The organism is Escherichia sp. KTE172, assembly GCF_000408845.1.
In the GTDB taxonomy this organism is placed as follows: domain Bacteria; phylum Pseudomonadota; class Gammaproteobacteria; order Enterobacterales; family Enterobacteriaceae; genus Escherichia; species Escherichia coli.
In genome coordinates this window covers 1,776,707-1,802,069 of the sequence record NZ_KE137316.1, presented here as the reverse complement: position 1 = coordinate 1,802,069, position 25,363 = coordinate 1,776,707, and the positions used below count along the sequence as shown (strand labels likewise).

Annotated in this window: 25 protein-coding genes; 5 read left to right on the top strand and 20 right to left on the bottom strand. The window is 50.4% G+C overall.

Annotated elements, in window-relative coordinates:
- Positions 1-15 precede the first annotated feature (15 nt).
- The 9 genes from G434_RS15170 to G434_RS15210 form a co-directional block, all read right to left on the bottom strand.
- Positions 16-1,200, bottom strand: a complete 1,185-nt coding sequence (locus G434_RS15170; protein ID WP_000169332.1) for an MFS transporter — start codon at positions 1,198-1,200, stop codon at positions 16-18.
- Between the two features lie 452 nt (positions 1,201-1,652).
- On the bottom strand, positions 1,653-2,645 hold the full coding sequence (gene proX / locus G434_RS15175) for a glycine betaine/L-proline ABC transporter substrate-binding protein ProX (RefSeq protein ID WP_001216531.1): 993 nt from the start codon (positions 2,643-2,645) through the stop codon (positions 1,653-1,655).
- A gap of 56 nt (positions 2,646-2,701) precedes the next feature.
- Entirely contained in the window at positions 2,702-3,766 is a 1,065-nt protein-coding gene (proW, locus tag G434_RS15180; protein WP_000774978.1) for a glycine betaine/L-proline ABC transporter permease ProW, read from the bottom strand.
- Positions 3,759-4,961 (bottom strand): glycine betaine/L-proline ABC transporter ATP-binding protein ProV, encoded by a 1,203-nt coding sequence (proV, locus tag G434_RS15185; protein ID WP_000985490.1) that lies wholly within the window; start codon positions 4,959-4,961, stop codon positions 3,759-3,761. Before proV ends, proW begins: the two co-directional genes overlap by 8 nt.
- A 356-nt stretch (positions 4,962-5,317) precedes the next feature.
- Positions 5,318-6,277, bottom strand: coding sequence for a class 1b ribonucleoside-diphosphate reductase subunit beta (gene nrdF, locus G434_RS15190; protein ID WP_000777951.1), 960 nt, complete (start codon positions 6,275-6,277; stop codon positions 5,318-5,320).
- 9 nt (positions 6,278-6,286) lie between these two features.
- On the bottom strand, positions 6,287-8,431 hold the full coding sequence (nrdE, locus tag G434_RS15195; RefSeq protein ID WP_000246634.1) for a class 1b ribonucleoside-diphosphate reductase subunit alpha: 2,145 nt from the start codon (positions 8,429-8,431) through the stop codon (positions 6,287-6,289).
- Positions 8,413-8,814: a class Ib ribonucleoside-diphosphate reductase assembly flavoprotein NrdI gene (gene nrdI, locus G434_RS15200; protein WP_000080954.1), complete on the bottom strand. Its 402-nt coding sequence runs from the start codon at positions 8,812-8,814 to the stop codon at positions 8,413-8,415. Before nrdI ends, nrdE begins: the two co-directional genes overlap by 19 nt.
- A complete protein-coding gene (gene nrdH / locus G434_RS15205; RefSeq protein WP_001223224.1) occupies positions 8,811-9,056 on the bottom strand; it encodes a glutaredoxin-like protein NrdH in 246 nt (81 codons plus the stop codon). Before nrdH ends, nrdI begins: the two co-directional genes overlap by 4 nt.
- Before the next feature lie 208 nt (positions 9,057-9,264).
- Entirely contained in the window at positions 9,265-9,696 is a 432-nt protein-coding gene (locus G434_RS15210; RefSeq protein WP_000209797.1) for a carboxymuconolactone decarboxylase family protein, read from the bottom strand.
- A gap of 87 nt (positions 9,697-9,783) precedes the next feature.
- On the opposite strand from G434_RS15210, the gene G434_RS15215 reads away from it, so the two are divergent.
- Complete coding sequence (locus G434_RS15215) at positions 9,784-11,118, top strand: MocR-like pyridoxine biosynthesis transcription factor PdxR (RefSeq protein ID WP_001138431.1); 1,335 nt, start codon at positions 9,784-9,786, stop codon at positions 11,116-11,118.
- Positions 11,119-11,174: 56 nt separating this feature from the next.
- Here G434_RS15215 and G434_RS15220 read toward each other — a convergent pair whose 3' ends face one another.
- Positions 11,175-11,504 carry an ElaB/YgaM/YqjD family protein gene (locus G434_RS15220; protein ID WP_001295174.1) on the bottom strand — a complete coding sequence of 110 codons (330 nt, stop codon included), beginning with the start codon at positions 11,502-11,504 and terminating at the stop codon, positions 11,175-11,177.
- 151 nt (positions 11,505-11,655) lie between these two features.
- Here G434_RS15220 and G434_RS15225 point away from each other — a divergent pair, with 151 nt between their 5' ends.
- Complete coding sequence (locus G434_RS15225) at positions 11,656-12,000, top strand: DUF2002 family protein (protein ID WP_000281320.1); 345 nt, start codon at positions 11,656-11,658, stop codon at positions 11,998-12,000.
- A gap of 36 nt (positions 12,001-12,036) precedes the next feature.
- On the opposite strand, the gene alaE is transcribed toward G434_RS15225, so the two are convergent.
- Complete coding sequence (gene alaE, locus G434_RS15230) at positions 12,037-12,486, bottom strand: L-alanine exporter AlaE (protein WP_000492658.1); 450 nt, start codon at positions 12,484-12,486, stop codon at positions 12,037-12,039.
- A gap of 667 nt (positions 12,487-13,153) precedes the next feature.
- Between alaE and stpA the strand changes: the two genes are divergently transcribed.
- Positions 13,154-13,558 (top strand): DNA-binding protein StpA, encoded by a 405-nt coding sequence (gene stpA, locus G434_RS15235; RefSeq protein ID WP_000115383.1) that lies wholly within the window; start codon positions 13,154-13,156, stop codon positions 13,556-13,558.
- 46 nt (positions 13,559-13,604) lie between these two features.
- Here the strand turns inward: stpA and ygaP are convergent, their stop codons facing one another.
- Positions 13,605-14,129, bottom strand: coding sequence for a thiosulfate sulfurtransferase YgaP (gene ygaP / locus G434_RS15240; RefSeq protein ID WP_001229449.1), 525 nt, complete (start codon positions 14,127-14,129; stop codon positions 13,605-13,607).
- Positions 14,130-14,138: 9 nt separating this feature from the next.
- The gene (locus tag G434_RS15245) at positions 14,139-14,438 is read right to left on the bottom strand and encodes an ArsR/SmtB family transcription factor (RefSeq protein ID WP_000137280.1); all 300 of its coding nucleotides are present in this window, start codon (positions 14,436-14,438) and stop codon (positions 14,139-14,141) included.
- 182 nt (positions 14,439-14,620) lie between these two features.
- On the opposite strand from G434_RS15245, the gene G434_RS15250 reads away from it, so the two are divergent.
- On the top strand, positions 14,621-14,779 hold the full coding sequence (locus tag G434_RS15250) for a YqaE/Pmp3 family membrane protein (RefSeq protein WP_000508177.1): 159 nt from the start codon (positions 14,621-14,623) through the stop codon (positions 14,777-14,779).
- 83 nt (positions 14,780-14,862) lie between these two features.
- Positions 14,863-15,312 (top strand): potassium binding protein Kbp, encoded by a 450-nt coding sequence (gene kbp, locus G434_RS15255; RefSeq protein ID WP_000522413.1) that lies wholly within the window; start codon positions 14,863-14,865, stop codon positions 15,310-15,312.
- Here the strand turns inward: kbp and csiR are convergent, their stop codons facing one another.
- The 7 genes from csiR to G434_RS15290 all read right to left on the bottom strand — a co-directional run bounded on the left by csiR (position 15,313) and on the right by G434_RS15290 (position 25,325).
- Complete coding sequence (gene csiR, locus G434_RS15260; RefSeq protein ID WP_000156811.1) at positions 15,313-15,975, bottom strand: DNA-binding transcriptional regulator CsiR; 663 nt, start codon at positions 15,973-15,975, stop codon at positions 15,313-15,315. It lies immediately after the preceding gene.
- Between the two features lie 20 nt (positions 15,976-15,995).
- Positions 15,996-17,396, bottom strand: a complete 1,401-nt coding sequence (gene gabP, locus G434_RS15265; protein WP_001309688.1) for a GABA permease — start codon at positions 17,394-17,396, stop codon at positions 15,996-15,998.
- A gap of 310 nt (positions 17,397-17,706) precedes the next feature.
- Complete coding sequence (gene gabT / locus G434_RS15270; RefSeq protein ID WP_000097677.1) at positions 17,707-18,987, bottom strand: 4-aminobutyrate--2-oxoglutarate transaminase; 1,281 nt, start codon at positions 18,985-18,987, stop codon at positions 17,707-17,709.
- Positions 18,988-19,000: 13 nt separating this feature from the next.
- Complete coding sequence (gabD, locus tag G434_RS15275; RefSeq protein WP_000772868.1) at positions 19,001-20,449, bottom strand: NADP-dependent succinate-semialdehyde dehydrogenase; 1,449 nt, start codon at positions 20,447-20,449, stop codon at positions 19,001-19,003.
- Positions 20,450-20,471: 22 nt separating this feature from the next.
- Positions 20,472-21,740 carry an L-2-hydroxyglutarate oxidase gene (gene lhgO / locus G434_RS15280; protein ID WP_000271983.1) on the bottom strand — a complete coding sequence of 423 codons (1,269 nt, stop codon included), beginning with the start codon at positions 21,738-21,740 and terminating at the stop codon, positions 20,472-20,474.
- Between the two features lie 19 nt (positions 21,741-21,759).
- Positions 21,760-22,737 (bottom strand): glutarate dioxygenase GlaH, encoded by a 978-nt coding sequence (glaH, locus tag G434_RS15285; protein ID WP_001309687.1) that lies wholly within the window; start codon positions 22,735-22,737, stop codon positions 21,760-21,762.
- A 335-nt stretch (positions 22,738-23,072) separates the two neighbouring features.
- A complete protein-coding gene (locus G434_RS15290) occupies positions 23,073-25,325 on the bottom strand; it encodes an alpha amylase C-terminal domain-containing protein (protein ID WP_000491430.1) in 2,253 nt (750 codons plus the stop codon).
- Positions 25,326-25,363 lie beyond the last annotated feature (38 nt).

Below are 25,363 nucleotides of genomic sequence, written 5' to 3'. Positions count from 1 at the left end.
ACGGTTGCTGATTGCTTAATTTGCGGCTTCCTGACGATGAAAACCTCGCCACCAGACCAGTAAGTTAACCAGGGCAATCGTCGCGCCAGCCAGACAAACGCCAGCCCAACCGCCATGTTGCCAGGCTGAGGCTGAAATTAGCGAACCGGCGGCACCGCCAATAAAGTAGCTGGTCATGTAACCTGCGGTCAGGCGATTACGCGCATCAGGATGTATTCGATAAATTACCGTCTGGTTAGTGATATGCACGCCCTGCACGGTGAGGTCCAGCACCAGGATGCCGATAATCAGCGCCAGTACGGAAGTGTGACCAAACCAGATTGCCAGCCATGAAAGTAACAGCAGAAGCAGACCGAAAGTTGTTGTGTGGTGCGATTTGCCCTTGTCGGCAAAACCGCCCGCCGGACGAGCGCCCAACGCTCCGGCAGCTCCCGCAAGTCCAAACAGACCAATTACACCATCGCTGTAGTTAAAAGGTGGAGCGGCAAGCAAAAAGGCCATTGAGGTCCAGAGAATGCTGAAGTTGGCAAAGGTCAGGCAGCCCAGCAACGCGCGGGTGCGCAGAATTTTATCGCTGATAAACATGCTGAAAACGGAACCAAGCAACTGTGGGTAGTTGAGGTGGGTTTCTGATTTCATTTGTGGCAGACCACGCCATAATGCCAGCGCCATCAGTGCCATTAACACCGAGGCAACCCAAAAGACGGTGCGCCAGCCGCCGAGGTTTGCCAGCAACCCGGCAACGGTTCGTGCCAGCAAGATCCCCAACAGCAGCCCGCTCATAATGGTGCCGACCACTTTGCCGCGTTTGTCTGGTGAAGCCAGCGTCGCTGCCAGCGGAACCAGAATTTGTGCCACGACCGAGAATAAACCGGTCAATGCCGTACCGAGGATCATCATCGCCAGCGACTGACTGCTGGCAGTAATTAACATGCCGCCTGCCGCCAGTAAGGTCATCGAGACAATCAGGCGGCGACGTTCAAACATATCACCGAGGGGAACAAGAAACAGCAGACCTGCGGCATAGCCCAACTGCGCGGCGGTAACAATAAAGCCCGCCGAACTGGCGGAAAGGGAAAAGTTACGCGCGATGGTGTCGAGTAATGGCTGGGCGTAATAGTTACTGGCTACCGCCAGACCGGTGGCGATAGACATCAGCACGATCAGCGCCGGGCTAAGCTCATGGTTTGTTTTAGTCATTATTTTTGTTCATCAGGTGATGATTAAGCTGGGAATCAATAATAGCGGATGTTTATGAATGTGGGGCGAAAGATAGATTGTTAAAATGTGCGGGTAATGGGGAGAGGGTATTTGAAGGTGAAATATGCCACTAAGGCAAATGTTACGTTCACTTCCAGATTATAGCTACTTTGTCACTATTTTGCTGGTGAACGTGCCAGGGTGGCTCAGTCGCCACCACCCTGGCGACCCAGGCTTTTGGCACAAAATCGCCGCTACGCGGTACATTCGACTTATTTCTTACGGCTATCGGGTACGGGCGCGAGGTAACATCCCTGTAAGACGCGCCCTCGCCGCGCATCCCTGCGCGTCGCCCCGGCCTTCAGAAAACGTCTCATCGATTTTCAGCGGGATTAAAACCATCGCTGCAATTGTTTTACTCACATGAGCATTATCTGCGCGGTTATCAATATTTACTTCTGCGCTGCCAGCGCCTCATTCACCCAGCCATCGAACTGCTGCTGGTGGGCTTTGATCCAGCCATCAACGTGGCCCTGAATATCGCCTTCTGAGGCTTTGCCGTCATGCATAATGGCGTTCTGGGCGTTAATATCTGCCACTGGTAACTGCATAATGGCAAACAGTTTCGCTGCTGCCGGGTTTTTCTCGGCCCAGGCTTTGTTGGCAACGATATGCATGGTACTGACCGGGAAGCCGTAATTCGCGCCATTCGGCAGTTTGGTATCGGCATTTTTATCGCCCGGCAGTGCGGAGAACGGCACCTGCAACCAGACCACATCTTTCCCCGGTTTCAGTTCGTTACTCACCCAGTACGGCGTCCAGGTGTAGTAAAACACCGGCTTACCCTCTTTGTAACGACTGATGGTGTCAGCCATCATCGCTGCGTAGTTCCCCTGATTATGCGTCACGGTATTGGTCAGTCCATACGCGGCAAGCTGGTGGTTGATCGCACCTTCGCAGCCCCAGCCTGGGTTACAGCCGGTTAAATCCGCTTTACCGTCGCCGTTGGTATCGAACAGTTTGGCGATCTTCGGATCTTTAAGTTGCGCGATGTTGGTGATTTTGTACTGGTCGGCAGTTTTCTTATCGATCAGGTAACCCTGTGCCGCGCCGTTAACAAATACTCCTTCACGATAAAATTTCTTATCGCCACCGGCAGCTTCGTACATGTTGTCATGCAGTGGCGTCCAGTTCACGGCGGTGAAGGTTGCATCGCCGGAAGCAAGCGAGGTGTAGCCAACGTTGTAATCCACTTCGCTGGGTTTATTGACGGTATAACCTAATTTCTCCAGCGCACGACTGACCAGCAGTGTCTGGAAGGTTTCTTCGGTGATGGTGCTTTGAACTGGATTAACTGTAATGCCTTTGCCCGGCAGGTCGGCAGCAAAAGTTTGTGTAGAGATAAGCGTGGCAAACGCTGTCGCAAAAAGTACGCTATGTCGCATTGTTATTCCTTTTTTTGGCAGGGTGATATGCCCGGCGTTACCGGGCAAGTGCAGAGTTACTTAATGAATGGGCGGGTCAGCAAACCAACAGGGCCAGTGGTGTACCAGCGACGGTTGCCGCGACTGCGTGAGTCGCGCCCAACGGCCTGCGTCAGGCGGTCGAGGATAATGGCGAGGATCACAATCCCGACGCCGCCAACGGTGGCAAGCCCCATATCCAGACGACCGATACCGCGAAGCACCATCTGACCCAGCCCGCCGACGGCAATCATCGAGGCGATGACCACCATAGAAAGGGCCAGCATCAGCGTCTGGTTAACGCCCGCCATAATGGTCGGCATCGCCAGCGGTAACTGAACTTTGAACAGCATCTGGCGCGGGCTGGCACCGAATGAGCGCGAGGCTTCAATCAGATCCGCCGGAACCTGGTTAATTCCCAGAATCGTCAGACGGATAATCGGCGGCAGCGCAAAGATGATCGTCACCACCACGCCCGGCACGTTACCGATACCAAACAGCATGACGATTGGCACCAGGTAGACAAACGCTGGCGTGGTCTGCATGGCATCAAGCAGTGGACGAATAATTTTCGCCGCTCGTGGACTTCTCGCCAGCCAGATCCCCAACGGCAAACCGATGACGATACAGAACAGCAGGGCGGTTAGCACCAGCGCCAGAGTAACCATTGCCTGTGACCAGGCACCGATTGCGCCGATGGCAATCAGCGAAACCAGCGTCGCCACGCCCATTCCGACACCGGAAATTTGCCAGGCGATGAGAGCGAAAACGATAATCGCCACCGGAGCGGGCATACCCAGCAGCAATTGCTGGAAACCGTTGAGGATGTAATCAACCGGAACGCGCACGCCCTGGAAGACGGGACGGAAATGGGTAACGACCCAGTCGATCCCTTCAGTGACCCAACTGTCGAGCGGGATCAGCGTTTTATGGAACGGATCGAGAATATTAAAATGCTCGACGTTTGGCGCTGGCGTACTGGTCAGCCAGTCAGCACCACCGCCGTCAGTCGGTGCAGTCGCCGGTGTACCCCAGGCGTCTGCGGACTGTGCGGCACTGTCCGCCGCTGGCGTGGTATCCCACGGATTATTTTGATCAGCCATTATTTACCCCCTCACGATCTAAAGCGCGCAGCAGCATTCCTTTCGAAATGATGCCGACATACTGTTGGTCCTCGTCGACCACGGGCACCGCACAGGGGGCCTGTCCGACATGAGAGAGCAACTCGCTAAGAGGCGTTTGTGCATCGACCGCTAACGGCGCATCAATCAGCGCCGCATCAAGACCTTGCTGCTGCGTTAACGCGGCTTTAAGCGAATCGATAGACACAGCGCCGACAAACTTATTACCGCGTTCGATGACGTAGCCATATTCGCGATCTTCATCCTGCAATAATTTCAGTGCCGAACGCGGGCCGAAGCCGGGGGTTTTACGAATTAAGCCGTTCGGTGTACGACGGGCAATATCTTTCGCACTGAACACCTGGCTAATATCGACGCCACGGAAGAAGGTACGGACATAATCATTCGCCGGATTATTAAGAATTTCATCCGGTGTACCAACCTGCACCACTTCACCATTTTGCATAATGGCAATTCGGTCGCCAATACGCATGGCTTCATCGAGATCGTGGGAAATAAAGACAATGGTGCGCTGATGTTTCGCCTGTAATTTTACCAGCTCATCCTGCATCTCGGTGCGAATTAATGGATCGAGCGCCGAGAAGGCTTCGTCCATTAATAATATATCCGGATTAATCGCTAACGCGCGGGCTAATCCCACACGTTGACGCATCCCGCCAGAGAGTTCATCCGGGTAGCTGTGGGCATAATTTTCCAGCCCGACCTGACGCAGTGCATCAAGGGCTTTTTCCCGGCGTTCTTCGGCATTAATTCCGGCCAATTCCATACCGAACGCAGTATTGTCCAGCACGGTCATATGCGGCATTAAGGCAAAGGACTGGAAGACCATCGCAATCTTTTTTCTGCGCACCTCACGGAGTTCGGCGTCGGATATTTTGGCAATATCCACACCATCAATCAGCACTTGCCCGCGGGTGGGTTCAATCAGGCGATTGAGAAGGCGTACCATTGTGGATTTACCCGAACCGGATAATCCCATGATGACAAATATCTCGCCTTCTTCAATGGCCAGACTGGCGTCTTTTACGCCAAGCGATAGCCCAGTTTTTTCCAGAATTTGTTCTTTTGAAAGTCCTTGTTCGATATATTTGAAAGCTCGCTGTGGATGCTCACCAAATATTTTATAAAGATTTTTAATTTCTAATTTAATTGCCATGCAATAGAAAGATTCCTGTTATTTGTTTATGTCGATACATTACCCAATGGAAATAGTCACTTTTTTCTACCCTAACATACTGAGAATCTGAGGCAACCCCTGATGGCAAATGTGGCATGAATATTGATGTGAGCAAATCGCCGGAATTTCCCATGATATAAGGGCTGAGAGCAAATCGAGAAAAGTTGATATTTTTTGTCAAAGATAGCAAAAAAACGCCTGAATATTGTGGTTTCAGGCGAATAATGCAACAGAGTATCAGTGTAGATCACCACAAATTATTTGCGTGATATAAAGCTATTTGGCGGGAATTATTTCCCTGCTGCGGGTAGTGATATTTTTGAAAAATAACACCCTCAGAAATTCCAGTCTTCATCTTCTGTTTCGACCGCTTTTCCCATCACATATGAAGAGCCTGAACCGGAAAAGAAATCATGATTTTCATCGGCATTCGGCGAAAGCGCGGCGAGGATTGCCGGATTCACTTCCGCCATTTCTGCGGGAAATAACGGTTCGTAGCCCAGATTCATCAACGCCTTATTGGCGTTGTAACAGAGAAACGCTTTCACATCGTCAGCCCACGGGGTTTCGGCGTACAGCTCATCGGTGTATTGCAACTCGTTGTCATAAAGTTCCAGCAACAAATCGAAGGCGAAACTCTTCAACTCTTCACGTTGTGCCTGGGAGATCTTTTCCTGGCTTTTCTGATATTTATAGCCGATGTAGTAACCGTGGACTGCTTCATCGCGGATAATCAGACGGATCAGGTCTGCGGTATTGGTCAGCTTTCCGCGGCTGGAAAAATACATCGGTAGCCAGAAACCGGAATAGAACAAAAAAGATTCAAGAAACACACTGGCGATTTTCTTTTTCAGCGGATTATCACCGCGATAATGTTGCTGAATAATCTGAGCTTTTCGCTGCAACGGCGCGTTTTCTTCACTCCAGGCGTAGGCGGCATCGACATCTTTGGTCTGGCACAGCGTCGAGAAAATCGAACTGTAAGAGCGGGCATGAACCGCTTCCATAAAGCTGATATTCGATAATACCGCCTCTTCATGAGGCGTGAGCGCATCGGGCATCAGCGAAGGCGCGCCGATAACATTTTGCAGCGTGTCGAGCAGCGTCAGGCCAGTAAAAACGCGCATCGTCAGTTGTTGTTCTACGACACTTAATGTCTGCCATGCAGGAATATCGTTCGACAGCGGCACCTTTTCTGGTAGCCAGAAATTGCTGGTCAGGCGATTCCACACCTCCAGATCTTTATCGTCAGATATCTTGTTCCAGTTGATGGCGCTGATACGTGAGAGTTTCATAGATATTCCTTAAAGTGCACAGGAGACGCAGCCTTCAATTTCAGTGCCTTCCAGCGCCATCTGACGCAGGCGGATGTAGTAGAGCGTTTTGATACCCTTGCGCCAGGCGTAAATCTGCGCTTTGTTGATATCGCGAGTGGTGGCGGTATCGGGGAAAAACAGCGTCAGCGACAGCCCCTGATCGACATGGCGAGTCGCTTCCGCGTAGGTGTCGATGATCTTTTCTGCGCCGATTTCGTAAGCGTCCTGATACAGCGCCAGATTTTCGTTAGTCATAAACGGGGCAGGGTAGTAAACGCGCCCTGTTTTGCCCTCTTTGCGTATCTCTACTTTCGCCACAATTGGATGAATACTCGACGTAGCATGGTTGATATAAGAGATAGAACCGGTGGGCGGCACCGCCTGAAGATTCTGGTTGTAAATGCCGTAGCGCATCACGTCGTCGCGCAGCTGCGCCCACATCTCACGGGTAGGTAACGTAATACCGCTACGGGTAAACAGTTCGCCAACTTTCGCCGTTTTCGGCTGCCAGTTCCCTTGCAGATATTGGCTAAAATATTCACCACTGGCATAGCGTGACTGTTTGAACCCGGCGAAGGTTTCACCGCGTTCGCGCGCCAGCAACATCGAGGTACGCAGTGCGTGCCAGGTGATGGTATAGAAATAGAGATTGGTGAAATCCAGTGCTTCCGGCGAACCATAAGCGATGCCTTCTCGCGCCAGATAGCCGTGTAAATTCATCTGCCCCAGTCCGATGGCGTGTGAGGCGGCATTTCCGGCTTCGATGGACGGCACGCTGCGGATATGACTCATATCTGACACCGCCGTTAAACCGCGCACGGCAGTCTCTACCGTGCGGGCAAAGTCGGGGGAATCCATGGTGTGGGCAATATTCAACGAACCTAAATTGCAGGAAATATCATGGCCTGTGCGGGCATAGTCGAGATTCTCGTCATACTCTGAGGCGCTGTTAACCTGCAAAATTTCTGAGCAGAGATTGCTCATATTTATGCGCCCGGCGATAGGGTTAGCACGGTTAACCGTGTCTTCATACATGATGTAGGGATAGCCGGACTCAAACTGGATTTCTGCCAGTCGCTGGAAGAAATCACGGGCGTTGAGGTATTTTTTGCGGATGCGTTCATTGGCAACCAGTTCGGCATAGTGTTCACTGATGGCGATATCAGCAAACGGCTTGCCATAAACCCGCTCAACGTCATAAGGCGAAAACAGTGCCATCTGCGCATTCTCTTTTGCCAGATGGAAAGTGATATCCGGGATCACCACGCCCAGCGACAGTGTTTTAATGCGGATTTTCTCGTCGGCATTTTCCCGTTTCGTATCGAGAAAACGCAGAATATCGGGATGATGGGCATGTAAATAGACTGCGCCAGCACCCTGACGCGCGCCGAGCTGGTTGGCATAGGAAAATGCGTCTTCCAGCATTTTCATCACCGGAATCACGCCAGATGATTGATTTTCAATACGTTTAATTGGCGCGCCCGCTTCTCGCAGATTCGACAGCAAAAATGCTACGCCGCCGCCGCGTTTCGACAGTTGCAGTGCGGAATTTACCGCCCGACCAATCGACTCCATATTGTCTTCAATACGCAGCAAAAAACAGGAAACCAGTTCGCCGCGCTGCTGCTTACCGCAGTTGAGGAATGTTGGCGTGGCTGGCTGAAAGCGTCCTGACAGCATCTCATCGGTCAGTTGCGTCGCCAGAGTTTCATCGCCTTGTGCCAGCGTCAGCGCCACCATCGTGACTCGATCGGCAAAATCTTCCAGATAACGCTTACCGTCGAATGTCTTCAACGTATAGCTGGTGTAAAACTTCCATGCTCCGAGGAATGTCTGGAAACGAAAACCGCTGGCGTGCGCGTGGGCAAACAGCGTAATGACAAAATCGCGAGAGTAGCGGTTGAGGACGTTTTCATCATAGTAACCTTCGTTGACCAGCCAGTTCAGGCGCTGCTGCTGGCTACTGAAGGTCACACTGTTCGGACGCACATGTGTCGCCATAAAGGCGTCAACGGCCTGGCGATCTTTATCGAACTGAATGCGACCTGCGCTATCGTAAAGGTTAAGCATCGCATTCAGCGCGTGGTAATCCATCGTTTCCTGCGTCAGGCGTTCTACGGTTGTCGTTGCCAAAATTCGGTTACTCCTTTACGAACGTTTTCGATATCGCTTTGCGTACCCATGAGTTCAAAGCGGTACAGCCACGGCACGCCGCATTTCCGGGCTATCACATCTCCGGCGCGGCCATACGCCTCACCAAAGTTGCGATTACCCGAAGCAATAACGCCGCGCAGCAACACCCGGTTGTGCTCGTCGTTTAAAAAGCGAATGACCTGTCGTGGCACTGCGCCAGCCGTACCGCCGCCGCCGTAAGAGGGCACGATCAGGATGTAAGGCTCGTCTACCTGAATCCGTTCCCGCTCATTGAGCGGGATGCGCACCGCGGGCAGTCCTAAACGTTCGATAAAACGCTGCGTATTTTCGGAGCTACTGGAAAAGTAGACGAGCTGGCTCATGCACTGGCCGCGTGTGGCGCTGGATGCAGACGATTGATCATGTCCGGGCGGAAACCAGACCAGCTAAGATCGCCAGCAATCACTACCGGCAACTGACGAAAGCCCTGAGCACGCAACGCTTCCGCCGCTTCAGGAACGTGATCGACATTAATCATTTCAAAATCAAAGCCCCGGTTTTCCATCGCCCGTTTGGTGGCGTGGCACTGAACGCAATCGTTACGAGTGTAAATAGTAATGCGCATGATTCGTATTTCCGTTTAAAATGAAGATACGGCGCGATGATACGCGTCGGGTTGTCTCTCTGTTGATACAGAGATACTAGATGTAGTTGAAAAAAGATTCAACCATACAAGATATGGGAATTTTAGATTGATTACGCCACCGATGAATGGCTCAACGGGGTAGGGGATTTTGTGTTTTTTTGCCGGGTGAATACCCGGCATCAAGAAGTTACATCCGCATGGAAACGGCCAGACGGTTAAAACAATTCATCAGCCCGATGGCAAACGTTAAGTCGCTGATCTCTGCTGCGCTGAAATGCTCAAGCAAAGGCTGATAAACCTCGTCTTCCGCATGGGTTCTGGCAATTTCGGTTACCGATTCCGCCCATGCCAGCGCCGCCCGCTCGCGTTCATCAAAATGATGGCTTACGCGCCAACCTGCCAGGGCGTCCAGTTTGTGCTGTGGCACGCCGGATTTGCGCAATGCTTTGCTGTGCATCTCCAGACAAAATGCGCAGCCGTTGATTTGCGAGACGCGCAAATAAACTAACTCCATCAACGTGGTATCCAGCGTGCTATTTTCCAGTGCCGTTTTGGCCTGCACTAGTGCGTTATACACTGCCGGGCTAAGTTCGTAGTAAGGCTGACGTAATGTAGTCATACAGTTTCTCCTCTTATTAACGCCCGCAATGTAGCACTATAATGGACTGCTAAAGAGAGCCATAAATTACCTAAAAAAGCAGACCATATGCCGCGCTATCAGGATATCGCCCGTCAGTTAAAAACGGCTATTGAGCAAGGGGAACTGAAACCCGGCGCAAGGCTGCCTTCAAGTCGTACCTGGTCGCAGGAGCTGGGGGTGTCTCGATCCACTGTCGAAAATGCGTATGCTGAGCTGGTGGCGCAAGGATGGCTGATCAGGCGGGGACAGGCTGGCACATTTGTCAGTGAGCGGATATATCCGCAACAATCTACTGTACAAGTTGTAGCTTTTGCCGGTGAAAGTCAGCAACCGTTGCCATTTCAAATGGGATTACCCGCACTCGATCTCTTTCCGCGAGAGCTGTGGGCGCGGGTGATGGGGCGTCGCCTTCGTACCCAGACGCGCTTTGATTTGGCGTTAGGCGATGTCTGCGGTGAGGTGGCGTTGCGCGAGGCAATAGTTGATTACTTACGCGTTTCACGTGGGATTGATTGTCAGCCAGAGCAGGTCTTTATCACTCACGGTTATGCGGCCTCAATAGCTTTAATTCTGCACGCGCTGGCGAAACCGGGAAACGGGATGTGGATAGAAGATCCCGGCTTTCCACTGATTCGCCCGATTGTCACTCGCCATGATGTGGAAATTTTGCCTGTGCCGGTTGATGACAATGGACTGGATATCACATGCGGAATACAAAATTATCCTGATGCGCGTTTTGCCCTGATAACACCAGCACACCAAAGTCCGCTGGGTGTGGCGCTCTCTTTAGCGCGCAGGCATCAGATACTGGAATGGGCAGATCGTAGTCAGGCATGGATTATTGAAGATGATTATGACAGTGAGTTTCGCTATCACGGTAAGCCGTTACCGGCGTTAAAAAGTCTCGACGCACCGCAGCGGGTAATTTATGCCGGAACATTCAGCAAAGCGCTATTTCCTGCATTGCGCTGTGCGTGGCTGGTGTTGCCGGTGAAGCAAATTGCACAATTCCGCCACCAGGCGTCACTGGCTCCATGTGCGGTACCTGTTCTATGGCAGAACACACTGGCAGACTTTCTTCGCGAGGGGCATTTCTGGCGGCATCTGAAGAAAATGCGTCAGCATTATGCTCAACGTCGGCAATGGATTGAGCAAGCGTTGACGCAGCAAGGATTTCAGGTTGTGCCGCAGAAAGGTGGTATCCAGATGGTGATCAGAATGATAGGCGATGATATTGCCCATGCGCGTAAAGCCAATGCTGCAGGCCTTGCGGTGCAGGCACTTAGCGACTGGCGTATCCGTTCAAGTGGGGAAGGTGGATTACTGCTCTCGTTTACTAATATCGTTAACGAAGGTATGGCGCGACAGGTAGCACAACAATTACGTAAAGCCTTAAGCTAAAAAACCCCGAAGCCAGGCTTCGGGGTCAAAGACGCGTATTTATTATCATTTTTGCACTACGATTTGCGCATGCTTAACAGTGCGCCGATAAAAATACCTACCGCAGCTGCTGTACCCACGCTACACCAGGGTCTTTCACGAACAAAAGAATCCGCGCAGCCAACGGCATCGCGTGCGGCTTGCTGGACGCGAGTACGACCATGCATTCGCGCCCTGGTTTCTTTCAGTAGAGCCTGCGCTTTACTGCGAGCGGCTTCTGCTTCCCCTTTGGCGTCGCTGCCCCAGGACTTCAACACAGACTCGAGGCTGTCAGCTAATTGATTGACATCATTCTGGATATCCTGCACGCCATCATCAACGTCGTTGCGGTTCGGTCGGTTAAACATATGATCCCCCATTAGAATTCGATGTAATTTTCAGTGTAGACCATAATTTTCTTAACTGAGGTTCATCGCGGCTTTATGGACTTTTCTGAAAGCGTTGTGAATGCGCAATCAGGTAAGGTAGGCCCGCGGTTGATAATAACGAGGATCAAATATGTATTTACGACCAGACGAGGTGGCGCGCGTACTTGAAAAAGTCGGTTTTACTGTCGATGTGGTAACCCAGAAAGCTTATGGTTACCGCCGTGGGGAAAATTATGTCTATGTTAATCGCGAAGCGCGAATGGGACGTACCGCCCTGGTGATTCATCCAACATTAAAAGAACGTAGTTCAACACTGGCTGAACCCGCTTCCGATATTAAAACTTGCGATCATTATCAACAATTTCCGCTCTATTTAGCGGGTGAACGTCATGAGCATTACGGTATCCCGCATGGCTTTAGTTCGCGTGTTGCGCTTGAACGTTATTTGAATGGTTTATTTGGCGAAGCCAGTTAAAGACGCGACTGGCGATGCCAGTCGCGAAAAGAAGGGTCAGGCTTTTACCTGCTGGTAACGGCTAACTTTAAACAGTCGGCGGCAATAATCGAGGAAGTAGCCATAAACCGCCCCCATCAACATCGAAACAACGATGTTTGAACTGACCGCCGCCATAATCTGATGCCAGTCTGCGCCCACCACTAACAAGATCGCCACATACACCGGTGACTGGAACGTCACATAAGCCATGATATCCGCCAGATTTTTTATCCAGCCCGACGGGCTAACTTTGCGTGCTGCGCGCATAAACAGATCGCGGTACATACCGTATGGCCATGCAATTAAGATGTTCACCGGAATCGCTACCAATCTGGAATAAAAAGACTGTTCGAAGCTCATTCCGGAGAGGAAAACTTCAATACACATGTTCACGACAGAACAGTAAACAACCATCGCGAACGTATCTGCAACTGCATGACGCAAGCGTGACTGCGGTGAGAACATGCTAATGCTCCTTAATAAAAGCGTAATGGGATGTGAATGGAGATGAAAGCAGTGGATCTCATTGCCATCTGCATTTTCGCATAGCGTATATCGCTGGCTATGACTAATCAATTAGTGAAAAATTTTTATTTAAACTGTTTTTGTAGATAAAATATTCCGTAACGGCGCGTTTTTTGTACATTGTGGATTTTTACATGCCGATATGGTTTATTTTCAATTGAATCAATTAGATATGATCCTGCCTTTAATTACACTAATGAAAGTTTGGGGGTGAGGTAACGCTATAAGCGTAGAGAATTCGGTGTATGTCGTGACCGGGTCATTTTCAGCATTTTTTATGCCAGAAAATGTACATTGACAGCAGAAAGCACCAGTGAGGGGTGTTTTCATTTATTCGGTTAAATTGCATTTTTATTCACTTTGGTTTTGTCAGGCTTGCGGAATTAGCGAGCAGAGAGCGCCGCTCTGTTCACCAATAACCGAAATTACTCATCAAAATGGCTAATATATAATCTTGAAATTATTCTGAGAGTTTCAGAAAATAACAGCTGAAATAATCTCGTGCAGGACTGTAAATAGATTAAATTTTGTGGAAATATAATAAGTGATCGCTTACACTACGCGACGAAATACTTTTTTGTTTTGGCGTTAAAAGGTTTTCTTTATTATGTCCGTAATGTTACAAAGTTTAAATAACATTCGCACTCTCCGTGCGATGGCTCGCGAATTCTCCATTGACGTTCTTGAAGAAATGCTCGAAAAATTCAGGGTTGTCACTAAAGAAAGACGTGAAGAAGAAGAACAGCAGCAGCGTGAACTGGCTGAGCGTCAGGAAAAAATTAGCACCTGGCTGGAGCTGATGAAAGCTGACGGAATTAACCCGGAAGAGTTATTGGGTAATAGCTCTGCTGCTGCACCACGCGCTGGTAAAAAACGCCAGCCGCGTCCGGCGAAATATAAATTCACTGATGTTAACGGTGAAACTAAAACCTGGACCGGTCAGGGCCGTACACCGAAGCCAATCGCTCAGGCGCTGGCAGAAGGTAAATCTCTCGACGATTTCCTGATCTAATTACTGAGGCCGGATGCCGCCGCTATGGCGCGTCCGGCGTCGCTTCTCAAGCTCGTTGGTTCCACGGCATCTTATCTAACAACCTTGCCATCCCACAAAAACCGCTAATTCCTGCAAACAGTAACCCGGCACCAACAAAGCCGCTTAATAAGAAGAAACCGCTATTTACGGTATAGCCCAGTATAACGCCGATTAATATTAAACCACCCGCAGCGATCTGCACCTGGCGCATTAACGGCAAGGGTTGAGATTTATTTACCGCTACTGGTAATCCTGCTTTTTTCCAGCCATCAATCCCATCTTCGAGTAAAAAGATTTCTGCGGGGGCGGCAATCGCTGCTAATTTATCGGCGTTATTACTGGTGCGTTTACCTGCCTGGCAGTGGAATATAATTTGCTCGCGACGTAATTTAGCCGGAAGACCTGACTGTTCCAGCACGGATAATGGAGCCAGATCTGCTTCAGGAATATGTTCACGAAGATATTCATCAGCGTCACGAATATCGATTAACTTTGCGCCGCGTGCGATTAATTCTTGTGCATCATGCGGCGAAATGGTTGTCAAAGCCATAGTGACTCCTTACGGACAATAGACATTTTTCAGGGTGGCGATAATGGCATTTACCGCCTCATTTTTAATGGAATATAGAATGCGTTGGGCATCCCGTTGGCTGTCGATAAGCCCTTCGTCCCGCATACGAGCGAGATGCTGTGATGTCGCAGAGGCACTCAGTCCGGTAATGCGCGTCAGCTCTCCCGCGCTGGTGCCGGGGGAACCGCTAAGCATGCACAGAATCAGCAACCGTTTAGGGTGGCTCATTGCTTTCAATAAGGCCGCTGCCTGTTCGGCACTGGCCTGTAATTGCGCGAGTTCAGTCATAGTTATTTAAGCATTTTCTAAATTAAGTAAACTCTAAACTAAAAATATAACATATGCCAGCATCAGCAGCGTAAATGAGAGTAAAAGCGTAAGCTGAAACTGGCAGGCTCCGCTAAAATTACTACGCTTAAGAGATAAAATCTCTTTTTAAACAATGAGTAATTTTCTTATAGGGAGTACATATGGGTTTCTGGAGAATCGTCATCACCATCATTCTGCCGCCGCTCGGCGTGCTGCTCGGTAAAGGGTTCGGTTGGGCGTTCATTATTAATATTCTGCTGACACTGCTTGGATATATCCCCGGTTTGATTCACGCTTTCTGGGTGCAAACCCGCGATTAAACCTGTCCTCACCCCCGCGGCGTTAACGCGCCGCGTTCCTCTGCTACACTTTCTGAGTGTTTCCGTTAACGAATGAGGTAGCTATGGGTCTGTTCAATTTTGTGAAAGATGCCGGAGAAAAACTCTGGGACGCGGTTACAGGTCAGCACGATAAAGACGATCAGGCGAAGAAGGTGCAGGAGCATCTGAACAAAACCGGTATACCTGATGCCGATAAAGTGAACATTCAAATCGCCGACGGCAAAGCGACGGTCACGGGTGATGGCCTGAGTCAGGAGGCGAAGGAGAAAATCCTTGTTGCGGTGGGGAATATTTCCGGTATTGCCAGTGTCGATGATCAGGTGAAAACGGCGACACCAGCCGCTGCCAGCCAGTTTTATACCGTTAAGTCTGGCGACACTCTGAGTGCCATTTCCAAACAGGTCTACGGTAACGCCAATCTGTACAATAAAATCTTCGAAGCGAATAAACCGATGCTCAAAAGCCCGGATAAAATTTACCCGGGGCAAGTGTTGCGTATTCCTGAAGAGTAGTTAATTGCCAGCCATCGCCTGCTGGATAATGGGAATTGGCGTCAGTAAATGCTGGCGCATTAACTCACTGGCGCGCGCGGTATCTCGCGCCAGTACCGCCGCTGTCAGGGTCTGGTGCTGATCGTGTTTATCCTCCAGCATCTCCACCGAAAGCACTGTTCGCCGCAGCCAGATAAATCGATAGCGCGCCGCCAGATCAAACAACCGTTCACGCATTTGCAGCAAATAGTGAGAACCACAGCCCGCCACAATTGCCGTATGAAACGCCTGATGACGCAGATCCCACTCATCAAGCATTTTCTCACTGGCGTCACAGGCCTCCAGCTTACTGAGCAGATGCGCTTTTGCGAGAACGTCTGCCTCCCATTCATCGCCACCGCGGGCAATCGCCAGACTGACCAGCATCGCTTCCATATTGGCGCGGGCGTCGAAAATATCGAGCAGCTCCTGCTCTGACATAGACGCCACCCGATACCCTTTTTGATTCACCACCGTGACCAGCCGTTCCGCCACCAGTTGCGAAAGAGCTTCCCGTAACGGCCCAACGCCAAGTGCATAACGCGATGTAAGCAAACTCATCCGTAATTTTTCATCCGGTTGAAAATTACCGCGAATAATATCGTTCTTCAGCCAGCGATAGCCATCCAGAGACGTAATGGTCATGGTGTGACTCCTGATCATTATCAGCGCGTATTATGAACGGGTGTTTTTTGCCACAATACCAGCTTTTTCCAGCGAGCCATAATTGGCACGGTACAGATAATCCCTATCGCTAATAAGCCGGTGGAGATCACTTCTAACTGTTGCGCCGGGCGGAATAGCATCACTACCAACACAAAGGTAATAAAGCCGATGACCAGCCAGGTGAGCCACGGATAAAGCCACATCCGCAGGCGAATTTCGCTTCCTTCTGCTCGCAGAATTTTGCGCATCCGCAATTGTGAAACGGCGATGACTAAATAAACCAGCAGGGCGATAGCGCCGGAGCTGTCGATCAGAAATTTAAACACTTTCGCAGGCGCGTAATAATTCACCACCACCGTTAAAAATGCCGCACCGGTCGAGAGTAATACCGCCACATACGGGGTTTTACTGCGGTTGATTTTACCCATTACCGCGGGAGCATCACCGCGACGGCTTAAGGAGTAGAGCATTCTGGAAGCGGTATACAGCGCCGAGTTCAGGCAACTGGTTACGGAAAGTAATATCACGCAGTCCATGATTAATTTCGCATGGGGAATATTGAGCAACTCCAGAACCGAGCGATAAGATCCAACGGCTTTCAGCCCCGGCATATTCCACGGTATTAATGCCACGACGACAAAAATAGAGCACAAATAGAAGATAGAAATACGCCAGATAACCGAGTTGGTGGCGCGGACAATATGTTTTTCCGGCGTGTCAGATTCCGCGGCGGCAATGGTGACAATTTCTGCGCCCATAAACGAGAACATGGTGATCAACATCGCGGTTAATACTGCGCCGAAGCCGTTGGGCATAAAGCCGCCGCTATCCCACAATCTTGAGATCCCGCTCACTTCGGCATAAGGGTAAAAACCGCTAATTGCGACTGCACCAAGGAAAATAAAGGCCAGGATAGCGATGACTTTGCACAGCGCCAGCCAGAACTCAAATTCGCCGTAGTTTTTAACGCTTAATAAATTACTGCCAGTTAAGGCGAGGGTAATGACGAGGGAAAATAACCAGATGGGAATGCCTGGAACCCACGAGTGCAGGATCATGGCGGCGATGTTGGCTTCCAGCGGGATAACCAGTACCCAAAACCACCAGTACAACCAGCCGATGGTATAGCCCGCCCAACGACCAATAGCTTTATCTGCATAGGTGGAAAACGAACCCGTGTCGGGCGTGGCAACCGCCATTTCCGCCAACATCCGCATAATCATAACCACCAGTAATCCGGCGAACAGATAGGCCAGTAATACCGCCGGGCCCGCTTCGGCGATGGCGACGCTGGAACCGACAAACAGACTTGCGCCGATAACACCGGCAATAGACAACATGGTGACGTGGCGTGACTTCAGCCCGCCGCCTAACTCATGTGGTTGCGATGATTGCCCCATCCTGAATCCTCTCGAAAGTGTGTCACTTGGGAGAGCGCCCCGACATTTCCCGCGTCGGGTCACGCGTGTAATTGAGACGGTCAACAAAATCTTAAAAACGAAAGCGGGATGGTTTTCTCCTTCTCCCTCAGGGATAGGGCCGGGGGAGGGGTTAGTCGCGTTTTTTACCCCTCACCCTAACCCTCTCCCCAGAGGGGCGAGGGGACTGTCCGCAGTCGTTTTTAACTTTGTCGTTCGCCTCATCGTTATTATTTTTTACTGCATCGTTATCATTCCCTTAGCAACGGTTAACTCTTACGAACGGACATGACTACTGCTTCGCCTCTGCAAAACACTGGCTGATGATCTCCAGACCCTGACGGATCTGAGCGTCTTCAATGGTGAGCGGTACAAGGATGCGCAGCACGTTGTAATACGGGCCGCAGGAGAGAAGAATCAAGCCCTTATCGCGAGCACGCGCCACGATCTCGGCGGTGAGTTTTGCGTCTGGTTTGCTGTGATCGCCATCTTCAAACAGCTCGATGGCAATCATCGCTCCCAGCCCGCGTACGTCGCCGATCTCAGTATGTTTTTCGGCTATCGCCAGCAATCCGTCTTTCAGTTTCTGCCCCAGATCGTTGGCTTTTTGCAGCAGATTTTCCTGCTCAAACACCTTCAACACTTCCAGCGCAGCCACGCAGGCAATCGGGTTACCCGCATAGGTGCCGCCCAGACCGCCTGGAGCGACGGCATCCATCACTTCCGCGCGCCCGGTGACGCCCGCCAGCGGGAAGCCGCCTGCGATCGATTTCGCAAAGGTGGTAAGATCCGGCGCAACGCCCATCTGCTCCATCGCAAACAGCGTGCCGGTACGCCCCGCGCCGCTCTGCACTTCATCGGCAATCAGCATGATCCCGTGCTCGTCACACAACGCGCGTAAACGCTGCATAAAGGCTGGCGTCGCGGCGTAGAAACCGCCTTCACCCTGAACCGGCTCAATCACGATGGCGGCGATATCTTCCGGCGCGGCGTCATTTTTGAAGATCCGGTGGATGCTGGCGATAGCGTCATCCTCGCTTATGCCGTGCAGTGGACACGGATAAAGTGCGCGATAAACATGCCCTGGCATCAGGCCCATGCCCGCAGAGTAAGGATTCACCTTGCCGGTCAGCGCCAGCGTGTAATGCGTGCGCCCGTGATACGCGCCGCTAAAGGCGATGGTCCCGCTGCGTTTGGTGGCGGCGCGGGCGATTTTCACCGCGTTCTCCACCGCTTCAGAACCGGTCGTTACCAGCAGCGTTTTTTTGGCAAAATCGCCCGGCACCTTCTGATTCATTATTTCGCACAGCTCCAGATACGGCTCGTAGGCCAGCACCTGGAAGCAGGTGTGCGACAGCTTTTTCAACTGCGCTTCCACCGCCGCAACCACTTTCGGATGCAGGTGCCCGGTATTGAGCACTGCAATGCCGCCCGCGAAATCAAGATACTCACGGCCTTCAACGTCCCACACCCGGCAGTTTTCCGCGCGATCAGCGAAAATGGGGTGAATTTGCCCAACGCCACGAGGAACTGCCTGACTGCGGCGCTGCATTAATTCTTTATTGCTGCTCATTCGCGTTCTCCAGTTAAAGACCGATGCACATATATTTGATTTCTAAGTAATCTTCGATGCCATACTTCGAACCTTCACGACCCAGACCCGAGGCTTTAATGCCGCCGAACGGGGCCACTTCATTGGAAATAATGCCAGTATTAATGCCGACGATGCCGTACTCCAGCGCCTCGCCCACGCGGAAGACGCGGCTTAAATCACGGGCGTAGAAATAGGCGGCAAGGCCAAACTCGGTGTCATTGGCCTGCGCAATCACATCGGCTTCATCTTTAAAGCGGAATAGCGGGGCAAGGGGGCCGAACGTCTCTTCTTTCGACACTTTGGCGTTGGCCGGAACGTCCACCAGAATGGTCGGCTGGAAGAAGTTGCCGCCGCGGTCATCCGCTTTACCGCCGCAAACCACACGCGCACCTCTCTCCAGCGCATCGGCAATATGCTCTTCCACTTTTGCTACCGCTTTTTCATCGATCAGCGGCCCGATGGTGACGCCATTCTCCAGCCCGTCGCCGATGTGCAGTTTGCTCACCGCCTGCTGTAATTTTTCGGCAAAGCGGTCATACACGCCGTCCTGCACGTATAAACGGTTGGCGCAGACGCAGGTTTGCCCGGCGTTGCGGAATTTCGAGGCCAGCGCGCCTTCCACGGCTTTGTCGAGGTCGGCATCCTCAAAGACGATAAATGGCGCGTTGCCGCCCAGCTCCAGCGACACTTTTTTAATATCTTTCGCGCACTGTTCCATTAACTGGCGACCAATTTCGGTCGAGCCGGTAAACGACAGCTTGCGCACCAGCGGATTGCTGGTCAGTTCGTTACCGACCGCGCCCGCCGAACCGGTGACCACGTTAAATACGCCAGCCGGAACGCCTGCGCGAATCGCCAGTTCCGCCAGCGCCAGCGCAGAGAACGGCGTCTGACTGGCAGGTTTCAGCACCATCGTGCAGCCTGCCGCCAGCGCCGGACCGGCTTTACGGGTAATCATCGCCGCCGGGAAGTTCCACGGCGTGATGGCGGCGGTAACGCCAATCGGCTGTTTGATAACAATCAGGCGTTTGTCGGCCTGATGACCGGGAATGGTGTCGCCATAAATACGTTTGCCTTCTTCGGCAAACCACTCAATAAAAGAGGCAGCGTAGCTGATTTCGCCTTTCGCTTCGGCCAGTGGTTTGCCCTGTTCGAGGGTCATCAGGCGCGCTAAATCGTCCTGATGCTCCATCATCAAATTGAACCAGTTGCGCAGAATGTTGGCGCGTTCTTTGGCGGTGAGCGCACGCCAGGCGGGCAGGGCGCGGTTGGCGGCGTCGATAGCGGCGCGGGTTTCATCAGCGCCCATTTTCGGCACGCTACCCAGCTTGTCGCCGTTCGCCGGATTGGTGACGTCGATGACCTCGCCATTGTTGGCGTCCAGCCATTCCCCGTTAATCAACGCCTGCTGGCGGAATAAGTTACTGTCGTTAAGTTTCATTGTTACGTCCTGTTTTCAAAGGTTATTGATTAAATGCGGCGTGTAAGGCATCCACACTACGTGCCGCTCGCAGCGTGCGTCCGGGGTTACTCTGGCTTGCCAACAGCGTTTGTACCTTGCTGACAATATGCGCACCAATAGGAATTGCTGATGTCGCTGCCGGGGAGGGCGCATTGCAGGTGTGGATCGTGCGTGGGGTGGTGACAAACAGAAAATCGTCAATCAGCTTGCCGTCCGGCGATACTGCCTGCGCCCGCACACCGGCGGGCCAGGGCTGGAGATCGCTTAACGAAAGCCGGGGACAATACTTTTGCACCAGCCGCAGATAGCCGCTTTTGCACAGCGAGTTTTTCATCTCGCCCAGTCCTGAGCGTAGATGGTTTTGCAGCACCCGGCGAATCCCCGACGAGCCCAAAATTTCCAGCGTGTCGCTAAATGAGAAGTCGCGCTTGCGATAGCCTTCGCGTTTGAAAGCCAGCACCGCGTTTGGCCCGACGGTCACGCTGCCGTCGATCATGCGGGTGAGATGCACGCCCAAAAATGGCATCGCGGGGTCGGGAATGGGGTAAATCAGGTGGTTAACAATCTGGTTATGCTCCGGCGCAAGGCGGAAATACTCGCCGCGGAACGGGCAGATAATAAAGCCCGGCTCGAGGCCGAGCATTTTCACCAGCCGGTCAGCCATCAGCCCGGAACAGCTAATCAGCGTCGATGCTTCATATTCGCCGCCTTGTCGGGTACGTATCACCACACCGTTTTTATGCTCACTAAGGCCGCTGACTTCGGCGTTATAGATAATCTCACCGCCTCTGGCCTGGAAGATTTTTGCCATTGCCGCTGTCACTTCGCGGTAGCTGACAATGCCGCTGGACGGCACAAAAATACCGCCGAGCCCGGTGATATTCGGTTCGCGCTCTCGCAGTTCCTCAGCGTTTAACCACTCGCGCTCGATCCCGTTAGCCGCCGTGCGTTCCCACAACGCGCGCATCCGTTCCATTTCGAGTTCAGAGGTGGCGACCAGCATCTTTCCGCAGTTGTCATAGCGAATGCCGTTTTGATCGCAAAAGGCTTTGGTGGCGCGGTTTCCCGCCAGGCAAAACTGTGCCTTCAGGCTACCGGGCGTGTAATAGACCCCGGCATGGATCACGCCACTGTTGTGGCCCGTCTGGTGACAGGCCGGGCCGGACTCTTTTTCCAGCAACGCAATGCGGGCATCCGGATAAACATCAATCAGTTGCATGGCGGTCGACATGCCGATGATGCCGCCGCCAATAATCACAAAATCATACATCCGCTCAATTCCTTTGCGCTTACTGATGCGTCTGGTAGTGGTGAGTGGCGTAAGCGAAATAGCCACGCTGGCGCATCAGTTCACGGCGCAGATCCGGGTGCGGAGTAAAGCGGTCGCGACCGTGCAGCCAGAACAGGTTGTTTATCAACAGGAATTTGCCAACGGGAACAGGTACAGAAAGAATGCCTTTGCTGGTTTCAATGGCATCGGATAGCTCGCTCAACCACACGCCTTCTTCAAAATCTTTTGGCTGGACGAACTGGTCGATATAGCGCATCACCGGGCGACCCTGTTGATCAACGTCGAACACTGGATGGAAAACATCTTTGCTGACGTTTTTGCTCGGCGGCGCGGCAAAGCGCATCGGGCGACGCGCCAGTGGATGGCGGAAATAGTGGTCCAGATGTTCCCAGTCATCGAGATGCAGCAGCAACGAATTTCCACCCTGCATGTTCTGCTCATCGATTTTCATCATCAGCACGTAATCGGTGATCTCTTCGACATACGTGCCGTCGTTGTGCAGTTCCATCACGCGGTGCGGCTGGCGCAGATAGCTGTCTGAGTTATCGACATTTTTCACTACAAAACGCGCGTAATACTGACCGCTCATCGCATCGAAATTGGAGCGACCAATCAGATGCGCCACCGCCGTCGCCAGCTTCACCATCTCATCCGCTTGCTTCACATCATCGACACCCACCGCATTGATCAACAACGCACCTTCAGCGCGGTTTAGCAGGGTCTTTAACAGCAACGGTTGCAGCTGATTCGCACACAGATCGTCAAGAATTTTTCCTACCCGAAAACGCAGAAACGATTTGTACTCCAGCGCCTGTACGGGCCATTCGGCAACCTGCTCGAGAAACTGTTTGGTCGTCTGTTCAGTGAAGGTGAGTTCCAGCAGACGCGGGGATTGCGCCGACGGGATGAGAGTGAATCCGCTATAGTCCTGGCCTGAATCGACAGCGTTATTTTGTACGGCGGTCAGTGCATTCATCAGAAGCGATCCTCTTATGAGATGTAGGGTGACATGGCGATGCTCATTTCGTAGCCATAATCTAAAAATATCTACATTTCTGAAAAATGCGCACAAAAGCGACATATTGTTTTCTTATTGTGATCAAAGACAACAAATTAGTAACATTTAATGTGGGGTATTAAGGCAAAGTGAGACAGGAAATGAATAACTAAAGCAACAGGTTAGGGGGAGCTACCATCAGAGAACAGATTATCTGGTCGATAAAAAACAGTAAATGGCTTCACTGCAAAATGACCGTTAGTAAACTAAACATATTATCTGCCCCGTTTTAGCGGGGCAGATATAACATTAAATTACAAATAGAAATAGTTCGGCGGTTCTCCTGTTTTCCCTAAAAGAAGAGCGCTGCGCCCAGGAATATTGATATTTAGAGCTCCACCTCTAAGCGTAAATACTTTACCAGGGGGAATACTTTTGCGTGTATTATTATTAATAATGGTAACGCTATTACTCCCCATGTTTTTATATATTCCTGGTTGCAATTTGTTAGGCCAGGTACCTTCAACTTCTTCGTTTCCTTTATTTATTATAACTAGTCCATCATGAGGAGAGTGATTAATGTTCACAGAATCCCCACGACTAAAGGCCAGAACATTTTTAGTTGCAAATACACCCTCAAATGCGCTCCATATTCCTTCTTTATCTATATATAATGCGTGGAATTCATTGTAGAGCTGCTGATAGGTAGAGCAACCTTTATTAAGCCACGCTTCACCGCCGACACGAGTGGACCCATCATCATTTTTAATCTCAGTCGTTGATTTTAATACCTGACCATCCCAGTAAACTAAAGGCCTGCTGAACGGGAGAGCGGCCATATATGCCATTGCTAATTGTTCATCTTGCTGATGGTTAAATAAAAAGTCATTGAAAAGATTACCATTGTTAGGGAAATCGTGGTTGATGTTAATCAATATCCGTCTTTCTGATGGGATGCTTGAGATTGTGGAGCCCGGTTTTGATGCAAGGGCTTGGAGATCTCCACCGAATGAAAAGGCTTTTATCGTCTTCATGAGCAATGAAAAATCAATGGCGCTTAAATCATCTCTTTCATAAAGCAGCGATGACATTTGTTGTTCATCTAACGGACAAGTTACCAGGTATTCCATGTAATTCATAACAGCTTTTTTTTGATATTTTGGATTAAATAAATTTGTATTGTGCAACCGCTCATTATAATTTTTAAGCGGTGGGGTTATCGACCTCTCTATTTGTTCATGTTTTGAGTGTTTTGCTGCATCATAACGTAAACCTCGTACGCCATATTTTCGCATTTCACGAACGTATTGATTTTGCAACATAATAACCTGGTCACTTTTGGGGGTTGTTTTAGGCATTCCATTTAAACGCTTTTCTTTTAATGCATGGAGGTTTTCCCATTCATCCTTAGAAATATTATCTTTACTTGCTTCGAAGTCTTTTGCAGTGAGATGTATATCTTCTGGATGGATTTGGTCACGTTCTTTTGTTACTGGATCTATAATAAAGGGAATCAAGACCTGACCTTGCCAATAGCCAGGGATACCACTTTCTATATCTTTACTGATCTTCGCTCGTATATCGGCAGAGGGATAATCCAGATCATTTTTACCACTACCCCCGATTCCCATAAAGTTAAATGTATAATCAGGGATGATATCGATACCAAATTTTTTGGCATCTTTAACCAATGCGATAAAATCCTGCAAATCTCCCATTGGATTATGGATAGTACAAAGATCTTCGGGTTGATAAGCGTGAAACCAGTAACCTTTTTCTTCTTCGGGAGTTTCTGGTCCGTCGGCGCGGAAAGTGGTTACGGGAGGGATTTGTATATACCCATAATGACAACGTGCAAACTCAGATATATTTTTCCTGATTTGTTGATAGGTGGCATTAAAAGCATGAAGAATCGCTTCGCCAGGTTTTTTGGGGGTGATGATTTCACATTGTGATTTCTGAACAGCAGTAAGAGATTTACGCTCAAGTGTTTGCCGTAGATGTTCTGGATTGATTAATATTTTAAATGTTTCTTGCTGGCCGGTAGGTGACGTTACGTTAATATTATATACATCAGCTGCCAGTTCATAGTCAGGAATGTTAATAGCATATGCAACATACTTATCTTTTGGGGACGGTTTGTCAGATATAATGTGAGTAAAATGTTCAGCTGGACCATACTGATGAACACCGCTGTTATCACCTCTTTCAACCATTGTATCTCGTTGATAAACCCATGTTTTTCCTTCTCCTATCCTGTCTGGCGCTGTAATGCTACGCTGTGCTGCTTTATTCAACTCTCGGTAAGTTGTATCTGGAAAAAGGGAAATTTTATAATTGTTTTTTAACAGATCATTAATAACTTTTTCTGCGTGAAAAGTTGATATAATTTCTCTGTCTTTTAAATCCTGAGGATAAACTCCACAAGAATTAATAATATTTGTTATACAGTTTAGATATTCTAATGTATTTAATTTGGAATTTAGATCCCCGTCAGTAATGTTCCATGATAACAATGTGGGGTTGTCGATAGGTAAATTTCTTGGTCCTGGTTTTATAGAAAACATAATAAAGTTCCTCTAATGGTAGAGTAATATGGTGTATA

Bases quoted from the DNA above. Each gene is read 5' to 3' on its own strand.
- G434_RS15170 (WP_000169332.1), bottom strand. From the start codon at position 1,200: ATGACTAAAACAAACCATGAGCTTAGCCCGGCGCTGATCGTGCTGATG.
- proX (WP_001216531.1), bottom strand. From the start codon at position 2,645: ATGCGACATAGCGTACTTTTTGCGACAGCGTTTGCCACGCTTATCTCT.
- proW (WP_000774978.1), bottom strand. From the start codon at position 3,766: ATGGCTGATCAAAATAATCCGTGGGATACCACGCCAGCGGCGGACAGT.
- proV (WP_000985490.1), bottom strand. From the start codon at position 4,961: ATGGCAATTAAATTAGAAATTAAAAATCTTTATAAAATATTTGGTGAG.
- nrdF (WP_000777951.1), bottom strand. From the start codon at position 6,277: ATGAAACTCTCACGTATCAGCGCCATCAACTGGAACAAGATATCTGAC.
- nrdI (WP_000080954.1), bottom strand. From the start codon at position 8,814: ATGAGCCAGCTCGTCTACTTTTCCAGTAGCTCCGAAAATACGCAGCGT.
- nrdH (WP_001223224.1), bottom strand. From the start codon at position 9,056: ATGCGCATTACTATTTACACTCGTAACGATTGCGTTCAGTGCCACGCC.
- G434_RS15210 (WP_000209797.1), bottom strand. From the start codon at position 9,696: ATGACTACATTACGTCAGCCTTACTACGAACTTAGCCCGGCAGTGTAT.
- G434_RS15215 (WP_001138431.1), top strand. From the start codon at position 9,784: ATGCCGCGCTATCAGGATATCGCCCGTCAGTTAAAAACGGCTATTGAG.
- G434_RS15220 (WP_001295174.1), bottom strand. From the start codon at position 11,504: ATGTTTAACCGACCGAACCGCAACGACGTTGATGATGGCGTGCAGGAT.
- G434_RS15225 (WP_000281320.1), top strand. From the start codon at position 11,656: ATGTATTTACGACCAGACGAGGTGGCGCGCGTACTTGAAAAAGTCGGT.
- alaE (WP_000492658.1), bottom strand. From the start codon at position 12,486: ATGTTCTCACCGCAGTCACGCTTGCGTCATGCAGTTGCAGATACGTTC.
- stpA (WP_000115383.1), top strand. From the start codon at position 13,154: ATGTCCGTAATGTTACAAAGTTTAAATAACATTCGCACTCTCCGTGCG.
- ygaP (WP_001229449.1), bottom strand. From the start codon at position 14,129: ATGGCTTTGACAACCATTTCGCCGCATGATGCACAAGAATTAATCGCA.
- G434_RS15245 (WP_000137280.1), bottom strand. From the start codon at position 14,438: ATGACTGAACTCGCGCAATTACAGGCCAGTGCCGAACAGGCAGCGGCC.
- G434_RS15250 (WP_000508177.1), top strand. From the start codon at position 14,621: ATGGGTTTCTGGAGAATCGTCATCACCATCATTCTGCCGCCGCTCGGC.
- kbp (WP_000522413.1), top strand. From the start codon at position 14,863: ATGGGTCTGTTCAATTTTGTGAAAGATGCCGGAGAAAAACTCTGGGAC.
- csiR (WP_000156811.1), bottom strand. From the start codon at position 15,975: ATGACCATTACGTCTCTGGATGGCTATCGCTGGCTGAAGAACGATATT.
- gabP (WP_001309688.1), bottom strand. From the start codon at position 17,396: ATGGGGCAATCATCGCAACCACATGAGTTAGGCGGCGGGCTGAAGTCA.
- gabT (WP_000097677.1), bottom strand. From the start codon at position 18,987: ATGAGCAGCAATAAAGAATTAATGCAGCGCCGCAGTCAGGCAGTTCCT.
- gabD (WP_000772868.1), bottom strand. From the start codon at position 20,449: ATGAAACTTAACGACAGTAACTTATTCCGCCAGCAGGCGTTGATTAAC.
- lhgO (WP_000271983.1), bottom strand. From the start codon at position 21,740: ATGTATGATTTTGTGATTATTGGCGGCGGCATCATCGGCATGTCGACC.
- glaH (WP_001309687.1), bottom strand. From the start codon at position 22,737: ATGAATGCACTGACCGCCGTACAAAATAACGCTGTCGATTCAGGCCAG.
- G434_RS15290 (WP_000491430.1), bottom strand. From the start codon at position 25,325: ATGTTTTCTATAAAACCAGGACCAAGAAATTTACCTATCGACAACCCC.